Below are 14635 nucleotides of genomic sequence, written 5' to 3'. Positions count from 1 at the left end.
GGGCTTGCCCCCGCCCGTTCGTCTGCACCGACCTACCGTTCAACGACGGGCAGGGGCAAGCCCTACCGGGTACGACCCCGCCCCTACCTCGTCTTGTATAAGAATATTTATTGCTGCTGATATATCAGTTAAAAAAGCTTAGGCGTTGGGGGTGAGCAGGCGGAGCCGGGCCGTCCTGTTTTCCTTCCACATTTTTCACCCCCTACCCCCATGAACTACCCCGTAGCTCTATTGCTCACCCGCGCCGACTGCGACGCCGTGAAGGCCGACACCCAGGAGGACATCGACCGCGTGCAGTTCCGCATCACGGCCGCTGCCCGCTCGGCCACGCTGCAAACCAACGAGGCCGAGTCCGACTCGGCCACCATCACTTCCCTCACCGACCAGATTACGCCCCTCGAAACCCGGGTGGCCGGCATGGCCGCCGGCGAGGCCCGCACCAAAGAGGAAATCCGCCTGCGCGGCCTCAAGCGCGAGCGCGAAAAGCTCCAGGACGACCAACTCGGCGGCCAGGGCGGGCGCGGGGCCTTCCGCCGCAGCCGCGAGCTCGACGCGGCCCAGCGCCAGCTAGTGGGCTACCAGGACTGCCTGACCCAGGTACAAACCCGCCACGACGCCCTGCCGGCCTAGCGCCGCCCCACTTCCGCCCCGGCACAAAAAAAGCCCCCAGTCAGCGACCGGGGGCTTTTTTTATTGGGCAACTGAGTGCGGAGGCAATCCCTACTCCACCGTGAGGCGCAGAGCTTTGCTGCCAGCGCGCACCAGATACACGCCGGTGGGCAGCCCGGCCGGCAGCACCAACGCGGCGGTGCCCGAAGCGTCGGCCGTAGCCGAAGTCACGAGTCGGCCCAGCGCGTCGAACACCGTCACGACGGTGCCAGGGAGCGCGCCGGTGAGCGTAGTCGGGCCGTTGTGAGCCGGGTTGGGGTACAGGGCCAGGCCCGCCGCCGCGCCCGTCAGCGCCACGCTGCGCACGGGCGAGTAGGCGAACGTGCCGTTCGCGTCCACCTGCTTAAGGCGATAGTAGAGCAGGGCTGCGCCGGTGGGCAGCTTGGCATCCAGCAGCTCGTAGCTGCGGGCACTGCTGCTGCTGCCGGCGGCGGCCACGGCACCGAGGCGTTCAAAAGACAGGCCGTCGAGGCTGCGCTCGACTTCAAACCAGGCGCTGTTCTTTTCCGAGGCGGTGGCCCAGGCCAGGCGCACGGCCGTGTTGTTCTCGGCCGTGGCCGTGAACGCCGCCAGCTCCACAGGCAGCGGGTTGGTCGAATTGCCCAGGGTCCAGACCGAGAAGTCGGCGATGCCGGTTTTGGTCACCGTATTGCCGGCGGCCGTGGTGCCGCGCTGCGGAATCCAAGGCGTGCCGCCGCTCACCGACTTGAACATCGCCAGGTTGGCCACCGGGATGCCGTTGAGTTCGTGGTCGAAGTAGGCGAAGTTCATCGTCACGTTCAGCCCCGTGTTCACCGTGGGCACAACGTCGAAGCTGCGCAGGATGCTCTGGCTGGTGCCGGCCCCGGCAATGGCCGTGCCGGTGGTACGCGTAACCAGCGTAGCGCCGGGGGCCGTGGGGCCGGCGGCGGGCGTCAGCGTCAGGCCCAGGCCGGCGAAAGACTCAGCCGCGCCAGCGGCCAGCGTGCGGTTCACCACCACTTTGCCCAGCACGTAGCTGGCGTCGGACTCGCTGATGGTGGCCGAGCCGCCCAGGTTCACCTGGAAGCTGCCGGTGGTGGTGAGCGTGCCGCTGCTCAGGGTCAGGGCCGAGTTGATGGTCAGGTTCTGGGCCAGCTGGACCGTGCCGCTGGCTTTGTTCACTGTCACGGTGCTGAAGCCCCCGCTGTTGTTCAGCGTCTGGGTGGCGGCGCTGCCCACGAAGGCAACGGTGCCGCTGAGCGTGGCCGTGCCGCTGTTGGCGAAGTTGCCGTTCACTTGCAGCGTGGCGCCCGCGTTCAGCGTGAGGCTGCCGCTGGGGTTAATGGTCAGGTCCTTGGTGGCCAGCGTGCCAGTGGCCAGGGTGGGGTAGCGGGGCTGGCCGGCCGGAATCACGGCGTTGGTGGCCGCGTCGGGCACCTGGCCGAAGCTCCAATTCTGGCAGGCCAGGGGGCTGACGCTCAGGCTGCCGTTCCAGGTGGTGGTGGGCGTGGCGGGCACGCTCACCGTCACAATGGCCGGCGCCGTGGCGGTGTTGCCGCCGGCATCGGTCACGGTCAGGGTCACGGGTACGCCGTTGGTGACGGGGGCCGCGTCGGTGGTCCAGGTGGGGCCGTTGGTGAGGGTGCCCAGGCTGCCGGCGTTGCCGGTGGCATCGGCCGTGGTCAGGCCGCTGCCTTCGTTGAGGCGGTAGTACGCCACCAGGCCGGCGGTGCCGCCGGGCAGGCCAATGCCTTTAGTGGTGTTGAGCTGGGCGGTCGTGCGGGCCACGTTCCACACGCGCACCTCGTCGATGCTGCCGGGGAAGTACTCGCCGTAGTTGGTGCTGCCAATGCGCAGGTTGTTGGCGTTGGGCACGGCGTGGGAGCTGCCGGGCGTATCAGCGTTGAGCTGCACGCCGTCGAGGTAGATGCGGCGGGTGGTGCCGTCGAACGTGGCGGCCACGTGGTGCCAGGCTCCGGCCAGATTGCCGGTGGCGCCGCTTAGGTCGTGGGCCCACCAGTAGTTATGAATGCCACCGGGGTAGAGGCGCAGGGCATTCACCTGGTCGTTGGCGCCGTAGTTGCCCCAGCCGATGATGCCGTAGTCGCCCATCTGATTCGGCTTAATCCACGCTTCGATGGTGTAGGCGCTGTTGCCCACCGGCACCGCGGCCGTAGCCGGAATGCTCACATACTGGCTGCTACCGCTGTTAAAGCTTAGGGCGCTGGCCACCGTAGCCGGCACGGCATCCACGCAGCTGAAGCTGCTCGGCGACACACTCAACGCACCGGCTGCGGCCGGGCCACAGTTGGCGGTGCTGCCGTTGTTCACGGCGGTGGCGGCCACGGTGGCGTTGCCGTTCACGTCCAGCGTCGCGGGGGCGTTCTGCGCCGTGGCCACCGGCAGGGCGCACACGGTGAAGCTGCTATTGCTGGTAACCGTGCCGCAGGGGCCCGTTACGGTGATGGGCCCGGTGGTGGCACTGGCCGGCACCACGGCGGTGATGGTTGAGCCATTCACTATCGTGAAGGTGGCCGCTATGCCATTGAAGCGCACGGCTGTAGCCCCGGTGAATCCCGAGCCGATGAGCGTAACCGTTACGCCCGGTGCCGCACTGCTGGGGCTCAAGCTGGTAAGCCCGAGCGTGTAGGCCAGCGCATTGCCGGCTACCCAGTTTGAGGTGGCGCCCGTCAGGGCAAACGTGTTGAGCGTGCCCGTATGGCCGGTGCCGGAGTCATCGTTGAGCGTGGTGACGCTGGTGTTGGTGCCGCCGGCCACGCCTTGGTCGAAGGAGTACAGGATGGCCAGCCCGGTTTGGGCGGGCAGGGCCTGGTTGTAGCTGGCCAGCACCTGCGCGTCGGTGCGGGCCACGCTCCACACGCGCAGCTCGTTCAGGCTGCCGTTAAGGAAGCGCTGGGGGCTGCCGCTCAGCCAGCCGCCTACGCTGTAGGGTTGGGCGGCTACGGACGCGGCCGTGGTGTAGGCGAACGTGTTTTGCAGCGCGCCGTTGAGGTACAATTTGACGGTTTTGGCGCTGGCCGAGTACACCACGGCCAGGTGCGACCAGCTGCCGGTGGGCACCGTGAAGGTGGAATACTGGTCGGTGGGGCTGTTGCCACCCACGGAGAATTCCACCCGGTTGCCATTGAACTGCCAGTGCATGGACCCGCCGGTGAAGTTGTCGCTCAGCAGCAGGCCCGAGAAGCCGGCGGGTAGCGCGGTGGGGTTCACCCAGGTTTCGAGGGTAAACTCGCCGGTGGCCGGCAGCGTGCCGGTGGTGTGCACGTAGTCGCTGCCGCCATCGAAGCTCAGCGCGTTGTTGGCCGCCGCCGAGCAGCTCAGCGTAGCGCTGGGTACCGCCACCGTAATGGCGTTGGAGGTAGTGCCCTGGCCGGTTACGCTGGTTTTATCGGCCCGCACGCGGTAGTAGTAGGTGCCGCCGGGCTGGCCACTCACCAGCAGCGTGGTGGTACCCGCCGCCACCGTGAAGGGCGAGCTGCTGATGGCCGAGGCAAAGGTGCTCGACGTGGACACGTCCACGAGGTAGTTGGTGACGGTGCCCACGGCCGGGGCCGTCCAGTTGGCCGTGAAGGCGTTGTTGCTCACGGCGGTGGGCGCCGTGGCGGTGGGCACCACCAGGGCGTAGCTCTCCACGTAATTGCTGGTGGTGTTGCCGCTGGCCAGGGCGAAGCCGGTGAGGGTAGCGGGGGCGGCGCTCACCAGGTCGTAAAGGATGGTCAGGCCGGCATTGTTGCCCGTGCTGGCCGTGGCCGGCGTGCCCTGATCGAAGTTATAAGCCAGCACCAGGCCGGACTCGGTACCCACGGCCGGTGTGGTGCGCGAGGTCAGCGTCGGTACCTGGGCCACGTTCCAGAGGCGCACCTCGTCGAGGCTGCCGGGCCAGAAGAAGCTGCCATTGCCGAACGAGCCCATGCCCAGCGGGGCCGCCGGGCTGGCCGAATTGGCGTTGGTCAGGGTGTTCTGGGCCACGCCGTCCACATAAATGGTGAGCTGCGTGCCATTGCGCACGCCGGCCAGGTGGTGCCAGCGCCCGTCGTTGATGAGGGTGGTACCCGTCACCGCGGTGCCCCCCGAGATAGAAACGGCCGCCCGCTGGTTAGTCATGCCCAGCCAATAGTCGTTGCCGCCCACGCTGCCCACGGCCACGAAGGTGCCGGTGCTGGCCGTGGCGGTGCGCACCCACGTTTCGATGGTGAAGCTGCCCGTGCCAAAGGCCGGGGCCGTCGCCGTCGTGCGTACCTCATCGTCCACGCCGTCAAACGCCAGGGCGTTGCCGGGCGGGGCCATGATGGCAAAAGCCAGGGAGCCCGTGCCGCCGACCGTGGTGATGCTCACGTTGCCGCTGGCCGTAGCGGTAGTGGGCACGCGCACCACCAGGCTGGTGCCGGTGTTGCTGATGATGTTGGCCAGGGCATTGGCCCCGTTGATGGTGAGCGCCGTGGGGCTGCCCAGGCTGGTGCCCGTGAGGGTGATGCTCTGGCCCAGGCCGCCGGGGTTGGGGCTGATGCTCGTGATGGTGGGAGCAGGCACCTGGTTTAGGCGTACGGTCACGGAATTAAAGTTGCCCGTCACGATGTCGAGGTCGCCGTCGGCGTCCATGTCGCCCAGCGCCATGCTCTGGGAGGAGCTCGTGGAGAGGGTAACGGTACTCCCGTAGTTGCCCAAGCCGTCGTTGAAGCTTACGCTCACCGTCGCGTTGCCATAGTTGGTGGTGGCAAAGTCCAGGTCACCGTCGGCGTCCAGGTCGCCTATTGCCAGCCCCCGGTTAGCATAACCGACGGGCACGTCGGAGCCGCCCGAGAAGGTGCCGCTGCCGTTGTTAAGCCGCACGCATACTTTAGAAAAAGTGTCGTTGGCCGTGAGGAAGTCGAGGTCGCCGTCGCTGTCCACGTCGCCCAGCACCAGGTTGAGCGGGCGATTGGCCACGCTCACCTCGGAGCCGCCGGAGAGGGTGCCGGTGCCGTCGTTGAAGCGCACGCTCACCGTGCCGGCCCCGTTGCTGTTGTAGTTCGCCACGAGCACATCCAGGTCGCCATCGGCATCTACATCGCCCAGCGCCACGGTGTATGGGCCGAGGCCGACGGACACGGTGCTGTAGCTGCTGAAAGAGCCGGTGCCGCTGTTGCGGAGCACGGACACCCCCGTGCTGGTAATGAGCACCAGGTCGAGGTCGCCGTCGGCGTCCACATCGCCCAGCGCGGCGCCATTGGCGTAGCTGCTCACGGAGGGATTAGCAATGAAAGGTTGTGAAAAGCTGCCGCTGCCGTTGTTGGAGCGCACGCTTATCGTGCCGTTGAAGTTAGCCGTCACGAAGTCGAGGTCCCCGTCGGCGTTCACGTCGCCCACCGCAATGCTCTGCGGGTTGGTGCCCACGCTCACCTCGGAGCCGCCGGAGAGGGTGCCAGTGCCGTCGTTGAAGCGCACGCTCACCGTGTTGCTGTTGTAGTTGGCCACCAGCAGGTCCAGGCTTCCATCGCCGTTAAAATCTCCCACTGCCGTGCTGCGGATGTCGTTGCCCACGGTCAGTACGGCGGGGCCCGACGGGAAATTTCCCCGGCCCGTGCCGCCCGCGGCCGTTGTGAACTGGTACACCTGCTTGTTCGTCGTGGTGGCCCCGCCCGTGCTGGCTACCGCCGTCGGAATGGTGGTAAACACCGTTTCGCCGGGCTTGAAGTTGGTAGTAGGGTTGAAGGTGACCGTGCCGCCGCTGGTGCTGTAGCTACCTACCTTCTTGCCCTCAGCCTGGGCCGAGTACACCCTGATGTTGCCGGCCGTGGCGTTGTCGATGTTCTGCGAGAAGTTCACCGCCACGTCGGTGGCCAGGGCCGCCGTTCGGGCATTACGGGTGGGTGAGAGGGCCGTCACGGCCGGCGGGTCCACGGTGAAGGCGCTGGACGTGAACTGGGCGTACGCGCCGGTGCTGGGCGGTGTAATGTTGCCCACCAGCACGCCGTCGATGTAGACGTTGAGCTGCTGGTTGTAGGGCGCCCCGCAGCAGTTGGTGCGCTGCGTCGCCTGAAACTTCACCACGTAGGTGCCGGTACCCAGCGTCAGGGTCTGCTGAATGGAGGCCGTTCCTTGCACCAGGGCCACCTGCGCCCCGCCGGGGGGCGTGGGGGGGCTGAAGCCGCTACCGGTCTGACTGATGCCGGATAAGCCGTTGAACGCCCAGCTTCCACCCGTCGGGTTGTATTGAAAGGTGCCGGCCCCCACGTTGGGTGCTTCGAAGCCAGCGTTGGCAACGGCGCTGCCGATAATCGCGCTGTTCGATACCTGCACAATCTGCACCTCGTCAATAAAAGCCGTCACGTCGCCGCCGCCATTGCCCGTGCCTTGTATGAGCAGCACCGGGTTGGTAGCCCTGGCCGCGCCGGTGGCCAGCAGCAGCACCAGCAGTTGGCACCAAAAGGACACGGACACGGACCTACCCACGCGGGCTGCCCACCCGCAGGCAGTGTAAAGGTTTTTCATAAGCACCAAAAAGAAACAGTGGGTTGCATAACTCCGGTTTGCCTACTGTGCAAGAAGGCCTACCGCAGTTATATTTAAATAATTAAGTCAGGCATTGCCGCAAAGGTAAAACTGGGAATACCCCCGCAGAAGGCTTATGGGTTCCTTATTCCCAAAACCCCGGCCACTGGCATGCTTCAGCTTACCAACGGCGCCTGTGGGCCGCCCAATGGCCAGGGCCGCAATAGCCAATGGCCCCATTCCTGCCGTGGCGCCGCATCCAGTTATCCTTACTTTGGCTGATGATAACGGGCCCTTGGCCTTTGGGCAGGCACTTCTCACAGCCTCTAACCACAAGCGCCCGGCCACCGGGAGGCAGCCGGGCGCAAGCCGGTTACTGGCACTGTTCTTTGGCTTCTACGCCAGCGCCTCCGCCTGTAGCGGCTCCGCCACCGCGGCCACGCCGGCCTGCACCTCCCCGCGCCGGGCCACGAACACGCCGTTGGCCCGCAGCTCGTCGCGCCACTGCAGCAGCCGCAGCAGCGGCACCACGCCGCTGGCGTGTACGCCGTGCACGTCGGTGTGCAGGGCCGTGGCGGGCATCTCCAGCCAGGTCAGCACCTCGCGCAGCACGCCTGCGTCGGCGTGGCGCAGGTACACGTCCAGGCTCAGATTCTCGGCCGGCTGCACCGCGGGCGCGGCGGCCTGCTTGGTGTAGCCGTAGCGCAGGCCGCGCCGCAAGGCCAGCACATCGGCCAGCACCGCCGAGCCGGTGGGGTGGCCGCCCGCGCCGCGCCCCCGCAGGAACTGCGGCCCCGCGTACTCCCCTTCCACCACCACGCCGTTGAACTCGTGCTCGACGGTGAACAGCGGCGACTCCGGCCCCAGCAGCTGCGGGGTTACCAGCGCGGCCACGCGGCCGTTGGGCAGGCGCTGCAGGCTGGCCACCACCTTCACCTTCTGGCCCCGCGCGGCAGCATAGGCAATGTCCGCCGCACCTACGGCTTCGATGCCCAGGTTCAGCACGTCGTCGGGGTTCAGCAACACGCCATAGGCATGGGCCGCCAGAATTACTGCCTTCGAGCGCGGGTCAAATGCGCCCATGTCGAGCGAGGGGTCAGTTTCGGCGAAGCCCAACGCCTGGGCCTCGGCCAGCGCCGTGGCGTAATCCGAGCCCTCCTCGCTCATGCGCGTGAGCACGTAGTTGGACGAGCCGTTGAAGATGCCCCGCACCGACCGCAGCGGCTCGTGGCTGAAGTAGGCATCAAGCGTCCGAATGATTGGGATGCTGCCGCACACCGCTGCCTCGTACAGCAGCACGCCGCCGTGTTGCTGCTCCAGCTGCAACAGCTCGGGCAAGTGGCGGGCCAGCATGGCCTTGTTGGCCGTTACCACCCGCCGGCCCTGGCGGAGGGCCGCGCTCACCAGCCGAAAAGCTTCGGCCGCGTCGTCGATTACTTCCACCAGCACGTCCAGCGTGGGGTCGTTCAGCAACTCGTCGGCGTGGTAAGTGAAACGGTCAGCGGACAGAGGCCGGGGCTTGTCGGGGTTCTTCACGGCAATGCTCGCCACGGTCAGGCCCAGGCCGGGATGCTGTTGCAGGATGTCGTAAAAGCCCTGCCCCACGCAGCCAAAGCCAATCAGGCCAATGCGCAGGGGTTGTTTATCAGATGCCATTTGCTAGTTGTTTGTATTCAGTGTTATTGTGTTAGAACGTCATGCAGAGCGCAGCGAAGCATCTCGCTCGCCACTGCTAATTCAATCGATTGAGTCATTATTGCACGCGAGATGCTTCGCTGCGCTCTGCATGACGTGCTTTATTTAGGGAGCCCCCACTCCGGTAGGGAGCCGCCACGCCAGCCCGCACGTCCAGGGCTTCCAGCAGTCGTTGTTTATAAGCCTGAAAATCAGAATCGGTGCGTTGGCGGGGGCGGGGCAGGTCCACCCGCACGGTTTCGTGGATGCGGCCCGGGTGCCCGCGCAGCACCACAATGCGGTCGGCGAGCACCAGGGCTTCTTCCAGGTCGTGGGTCACGAGCAGCAGCGTGGGCTTGTCGTCGGCCCAAATGCGCAGCAGGTGTTCCTGCAAGTCCATTTTGGTGAAGGGGTCGAGGGCGCTGAACGGCTCGTCGAGCAGCAGCAGCTGCGGCTGTGCCACCAGCGCCCGCGCAATGGCCACCCGCTGCGCCATGCCGCCCGACAGCTGCCGCGGCAGCGCGTCGGCAAACTGGCTGAGGCCCACCCGCGCCAGCACGGCATCGGTCCGCGCCTCCTGCTCGGGCCGGGGCCGGGCGGCCAGACCAAACCGCACGTTGTCGCGCACCGAAAGCCAAGGCATCAGCCGCGGCTCCTGAAATACCACGCCCACCGCCGCGTTCGGCCCCGCCAGCGGTTCATCGTTGATGAAGATATAGCCGCCGGTGGGCGCATCCAGGCCCGCGACAAGGCGTAGCAGGGTGCTTTTGCCGCAGCCGCTGGCGCCCACCAAAGCGACTATTTCCGTGGGCTGCACGCGCAGGCTCACGTCGGCCAGGGCCACGATGCCGGTGTCGAACTGCTTGTTGAGGTGGTCGATGCGGAGCATAGTTAGTTGGAGCTAGGAGAATTTCCTACTTAGAGAGTCATGCAGAGCGCAGCGCAGCATCTCGCATGCCACCACTAATTCTGTTGATTGCGTTGCGCATGCGAGATGCTTCGCTGCGCTCTGCATGACGGGTTTTATCCATTGTTTACTTGACCGTGGGTGTCCTGCCAGCGCAGCAAGCGCCGGCCCAGGGCTGCCAAGGCCGCATCGGTGAGCTGGCCCAGCACCGCAAACAGCAGGATGCTGGCCAGGATGGTCTGGGGCCGACCGGTCATCTGCCCATCCACCAGCAGGAAGCCGAGGCCCTTGCTGGCCCCCATGATTTCGGCCGCCACCACAAACATCCAGCCCAGCCCCAGCCCGCTGCGCAGCCCCACGAAGTAGGCCGGCAGCGTGGCCGGCAGAAACACCCGCCGCACCAGCGCCCCGCCCGAAAGCCGGTACACGCGCCCCACTTCCACCAGCTTGCGGTCGACGCCCTGCACCCCGTTCATCAAATTCAGATACACTGGGAAGAACACGCCCACGGCAATCAGCACCACCTTCGAGGTTTCATAAATGCCCATCCAAAGAATGAAAAGCGGCACCCAGGCCAGCGACGGGATGTTGCGCACGCCCTGCAGCAGCGGGTCGAGCAGCTGAAACAGCCGCCGTGAGTAGCCTGTGGCAGCTCCCAGCACCGTCGCCAGCGCTGCGCCCAGCACAAACCCCGCGCCCACCCGCGCCAGCGTGATGCCCAAGTGCCCCCACAACTCGCCGGTGCGCGCCAGCTCGCCAATGGTGGCCAGCACCTTCGAGGGTGCGGGCAGCAGGTTGGCCTTCAGCACGCCGGCCCGGGCCAGCACTTCCCACAGCAGCAGCAGCGCCACGGGCAGCCCCGCCCCCGTGAGCCCGCCCCAACGGCGCGCCCGTCCGCCCGACCGCAACGCCGGAATGGGCGCCGGGGCCGGGCGGGCAGCTAGTGGTTCGGACTGCGCCAAGGGCGCAGCCAGGGAGGTAGTTTCAGCCATCGAAGAGAGGATGGGCACCCATGCTGGGTAGCCCCTTTATTTCAGTGCCGTGGCACCCGTGGCAGTGGGCAGCTTGCTGGCGAAGCTGGTATCGATGAGGTCCTTGACGGTTTTGGCCACGTCGGTGCCGGGCTCAATCACGCCGCTTTTCTTCAGCACGTCGCCGGCTGCCGTGATGGTCGCTACCTGGGGTGCGCCGAAGGTGATGTTGGTAAAATCGGTGCGCTCCAGCTGCCGGGCGGCCACGGCTTCGCTCAGCTTGGCTTCGGTGGCGAGGGTTTGCTTCAGCTCGGCGGGGTGCAGCACGGCCCACTGCCGCGCCTGCTCGTAGGCGGCCAGCACGCGGTCGACCAGCGCGGGGTGCTGCTGAGCAAATTCGGCCCGCACGTTCAGCACGCCGTAGCTATTGAAGTCGGGGTTGCGGTAGAACAGCCGCGCACCCGACTCCAGCTCGGCCTTGGCCATGTGCGGGTCGAGGCCGGCCCAGGCATCCACGTCGCCTTTTTCGAGGGCGGCGCGGCCGTCGGGGTGCTGCAGCGGAATCAGCTCGATGTCCTTTTCGCTGAGCCCGGCCTGGTCGAGGGCGCGGAGCAGGAAGATGTAGGGGTCGGTGCCACGGGTGGCGACCACGCGCTTGCCCTTCAGGTCGGCCACGGTTTTGATGGTCGAATTTTTGCCCGTTACCAGTGCCGTCCATTCCGGCTTCGAGAAGATGTAAATGGCCTTCAACGGATTGCCGTTGGCCCGGCCGATGAGCGCCGCCGCCCCGGCCGTCGAGCCGAAGTCGATGCTGTTGCCGTTGAGAAACTCCAGCGCCTTGTTGCTGCCCTGGCTCAGCACCCATTCCACCTTGATGTTCTGCTGGGCCAGGTCCTTTTCCAGCCAGCCCTGCTGCTTGAGCACCAGGCTGAGGGGGTTGTAATAGGCGTAGTCGAGCCGCACTACTTCCGGAGCTGCGCTGGCGGCCTTTTCGCTGCCCGAACCGCTGCAGCCAGCCATCAGCAGCAAGACCAGTAAAAGGACTCCCTGCCAGGCAAAAGCAAGCGTGGACGACGGGCGAAAAGTGGTTTGCGATTTCATAGGATTAGGCAAAGAGGTACCAACCCGGCTCAGGAGCGAGCCGGAAACAATGCAGCAAAAAGAGAATGATTAGTGCACGAAGGTGGGCGCGTAGAACAGCTCCAGAAAGTGCGTAATGGCCGCCGTTTCCAGCAAAAAGCCGTCGTGGCCGTAGCGGGAGTCCAGTTCGGCATACATAGCTCCCGGGATGTGGGCTGCCAGCTCGCGCTGCTCCGAAAGCGGGAACAACACGTCGGAGCTGATGCCTAGCACCAGCGTGCGCGCCCCGATGCGGGCCAGTGCCGCCGGTACCCCGCCGCGGTTGCGGCCGAGATTGTGGGTGTCCATGCTCCGGCTCAGCGAAACGTAGCTGTAGGCGTCGAAGCGCGACACGAGTTTATCGCCCTGGTAGCGCTGGTAGGTGCTGGCGCGGTGCTCACGCAGCAGCTCGTCGTCGGTCGGGTCGGTCTGGGTTTCGGCGTAGGCCGAGTAGCTGCGGTAGCTAAGCAGCGCTATGGCGCGGGCGGCCCGCAAGCCGTCGTCGCCCCCGCCGGGCTGGCCGGCGGAGTAGGTCGGGTCGGCCTCAATGGCCAGCCGCTGGGCTTCGTTGAAGGCAATGCCCCAGGCCGAATGCCGGGCGTTGGTAGCAACCACCACCAAGTGGTCGAACAAATCGGGCCGCACCACCGCCCATTCCAGCGCCTGCTGCCCGCCCAGCGAGCCGCCAATGAGCGTGTTGATGTCCGTCAGGCCGAGTTCTTCGCGCAGGGCTTCGTGCGCCGCCACTAGGTCCCGAATCGTCAGCAGCGGAAAGTGCTGGAAGCGCCCCTGCCCGGTAGCCGGGTCGGCATCGAGCGGCCCGGTGGTGCCATAGCACGAGCCCAGCACGTTGGCGCACACGATAAACCAATCAGCTGGGTCGTAGTAGCAACCCGGCCCTACCAGGCCCGGCCACCAGGCCAGCACATCGGCATTGGCCGTCAGGGCATGGCATACCCACACCACGTTGTCGCGGTCTTCGTTGAGCTGGCCCCAGGTCTGGTAGGCCACGTGCGCCCCGTGCAGGGTTTCGCCGCTTTCCAGCTTCAGGTCAGGTAATTCAAATATTTGGCTAGTCATTATCAGGATAGTAGTAAGAATTGAGTAGCAAGTAGTAAGACAGTAGCATTTGAGCTTCCACTCTTACTACTTGCTACCAATGTCTTGCTGCTCAAATAACACGCTTTCAGCGCCAGTGAACCGGCCGGGTGTCTGGATTCTCACCCCCATTTCGCTACCCATCACGGAAGCGGTACCCGGCCGGCGCACTGGCCCTGCTTGTAGCTGTCGGTTGCTCGTTGTCAGTTGTCAGAAGCGACTGGTTCGCTGAGACTAATATCTGAAAACGACCAACTAACAGCTGGTAAACTTTACACTTCCAGTGGCTGAGCGTGCTCGAGTTCGGGCTCGCCGACTTCTTCGCCCTCCGTGGGTTGGCTGGCGGTGTTGCCGATGGCGTCGAACGCCGCCTGCAAATCAGCCTTGATGTCGTCGAAGTGCTCGATGCCCACCGACAAGCGCAGCGAAGTCGGCGTCACGCCCGCAGCGAGTTGCTCCTCTTCGCTCAGCTGCTGATGCGTGGTAGCCGAGGGCTGGATGATGAGCGTTTTGGCATCGCCCACATTGGCCAGGTGGCTGATGAGCTTCAGGCTGTCGATGAACTGCGAGGCATTTTCCTTGGTGCCTTTGATGCGGAACGAGAGCACGCCGCCGTAGCCGCGCTTCAGGTACTTGCTGGCGATGGCGTGGTAGGGGCTGCTAGCCAGGCCGGGGTAGTTCACGCTTTCCACCTGCGGGTGCTGCTCCAGCCAGTTGGCTACTTTCAGGGCGTTTTCCACGGTGCGGTCCACGCGCAGGCTCAGGGTTTCGAGGCCGATGAGCAGCTGCCAGGAGTTGAACGGGCTGATGGACGGGCCAAAGTCGCGCAGGCCTTCTACCCGTGCCCGGATGATGAAGGCAATGTTGCCAAACGGCCCGCCCTTGCCAAATACGTCGTTGAAAATCAGGCCGTGGTAGCCCTCGCTCGGCTCGGTGAACTGCGGGAATTTGCCGTTGCCGAAGTCGTAGGTGCCGCCGTCCACAATCACGCCGCCCACGCTGGTGCCGTGGCCGCCAATCCACTTTGTAGCCGATTCCACTACAATGTTGGCGCCGTGCTCCAGGGGCCGAAACAGGTAGCCGCCCGCGCCAAACGTGTTGTCCACAATCAGCGGCAGGTCGTGCTTTTTGGCAATGGCCGCGATGGCCTCAAAATCAGGAATGCTGAAGCTCGGGTTGCCAATGGTTTCGAGGTAAATGGCCTTGGTCTTCTCATCGATGTGCTCCTCAAACGAGGCCGGGTTGTCACCATCCGCAAAGCGCGCCTCAATGCCCAGGCGCTTGAAGGCCACCTTAAACTGGTTATAGGTGCCACCGTACAGGTAGGCTGTGCTCACGAAGTTGTCGCCGGCCTGCAGAATGTTGTTCAGGGCCAGGAACTGGGCCGCCTGGCCCGAGCCGGTGGCCAACGCCGCCACGCCGCCTTCGAGGGCCGCCACGCGCTGCTCGAACACGTCGGTGGTGGGGTTCATCAGGCGGGTGTAGATGTTGCCAAACTCCTTCAGGGCAAACAGGTTGGCGCCGTGCTCAGCGCTCTTGAACACGTAGCTGGTAGTCTGGAATAGCGGCACGGCACGGGCTCCGGTGGTGGGGTCGGGCTGCTGGCCGGCGTGGAGTTGGAGGGTTTCGAAGTGTTGGGGCTGAACGGACATGATGTTGAAATTTAGTTGTTAGTTACTGGTTGTCAGTTGTTAGTTTTTAGCTCCTGGTTTTGGTTGGTAGTTGTCAGTGAGTTGCCATTCAT

Annotated in this window: 8 protein-coding genes; 1 reads left to right on the top strand and 7 read right to left on the bottom strand. The window is 65.3% G+C overall.

Annotated elements, in window-relative coordinates; genetic code table 11:
* The first annotated feature begins 210 nt into the window (after positions 1 to 210).
* Complete coding sequence (locus ABD837_RS07450; RefSeq protein ID WP_345052329.1) at positions 211 to 630, top strand: hypothetical protein; 420 nt, start codon at positions 211 to 213, stop codon at positions 628 to 630.
* A gap of 90 nt (positions 631 to 720) precedes the next feature.
* Here the strand turns inward: ABD837_RS07450 and ABD837_RS07445 are convergent, their stop codons facing one another.
* The 7 genes from ABD837_RS07445 to ABD837_RS07415 all read right to left on the bottom strand — a co-directional run bounded on the left by ABD837_RS07445 (position 721) and on the right by ABD837_RS07415 (position 14543).
* Positions 721 to 7122: a LamG-like jellyroll fold domain-containing protein gene (locus ABD837_RS07445; protein ID WP_345052326.1), complete on the bottom strand. Its 6402-nt coding sequence runs from the start codon at positions 7120 to 7122 to the stop codon at positions 721 to 723.
* A gap of 396 nt (positions 7123 to 7518) precedes the next feature.
* Positions 7519 to 8778 carry a homoserine dehydrogenase gene (locus ABD837_RS07440; RefSeq protein ID WP_345052322.1) on the bottom strand — a complete coding sequence of 420 codons (1260 nt, stop codon included), beginning with the start codon at positions 8776 to 8778 and terminating at the stop codon, positions 7519 to 7521.
* Between the two features lie 97 nt (positions 8779 to 8875).
* Positions 8876 to 9685 (bottom strand): ABC transporter ATP-binding protein, encoded by an 810-nt coding sequence (locus tag ABD837_RS07435; RefSeq protein ID WP_345052320.1) that lies wholly within the window; start codon positions 9683 to 9685, stop codon positions 8876 to 8878.
* A 134-nt stretch (positions 9686 to 9819) separates the two neighbouring features.
* Positions 9820 to 10695, bottom strand: a complete 876-nt coding sequence (locus ABD837_RS07430) for an ABC transporter permease (RefSeq protein ID WP_345052317.1) — start codon at positions 10693 to 10695, stop codon at positions 9820 to 9822.
* Positions 10696 to 10731: 36 nt separating this feature from the next.
* Positions 10732 to 11775, bottom strand: a complete 1044-nt coding sequence (locus ABD837_RS07425) for an aliphatic sulfonate ABC transporter substrate-binding protein (RefSeq protein WP_345052314.1) — start codon at positions 11773 to 11775, stop codon at positions 10732 to 10734.
* A gap of 69 nt (positions 11776 to 11844) precedes the next feature.
* The gene (locus tag ABD837_RS07420; protein ID WP_345052312.1) at positions 11845 to 12873 is read right to left on the bottom strand and encodes a homoserine O-acetyltransferase family protein; all 1029 of its coding nucleotides are present in this window, start codon (positions 12871 to 12873) and stop codon (positions 11845 to 11847) included.
* Positions 12874 to 13163: 290 nt separating this feature from the next.
* Positions 13164 to 14543, bottom strand: coding sequence for an O-acetylhomoserine aminocarboxypropyltransferase/cysteine synthase family protein (locus ABD837_RS07415; RefSeq protein ID WP_345052309.1), 1380 nt, complete (start codon positions 14541 to 14543; stop codon positions 13164 to 13166).
* Positions 14544 to 14635: the final 92 nt, after the last annotated feature.

It is taken from the genome of Hymenobacter glaciei, assembly GCF_039539585.1.
Classification (GTDB): Bacteria; Bacteroidota; Bacteroidia; order Cytophagales; family Hymenobacteraceae; genus Hymenobacter; species Hymenobacter glaciei.
Note: the sequence above shows the minus strand (reverse complement) of the source record. Positions and strands in the feature narration are given on the sequence as shown.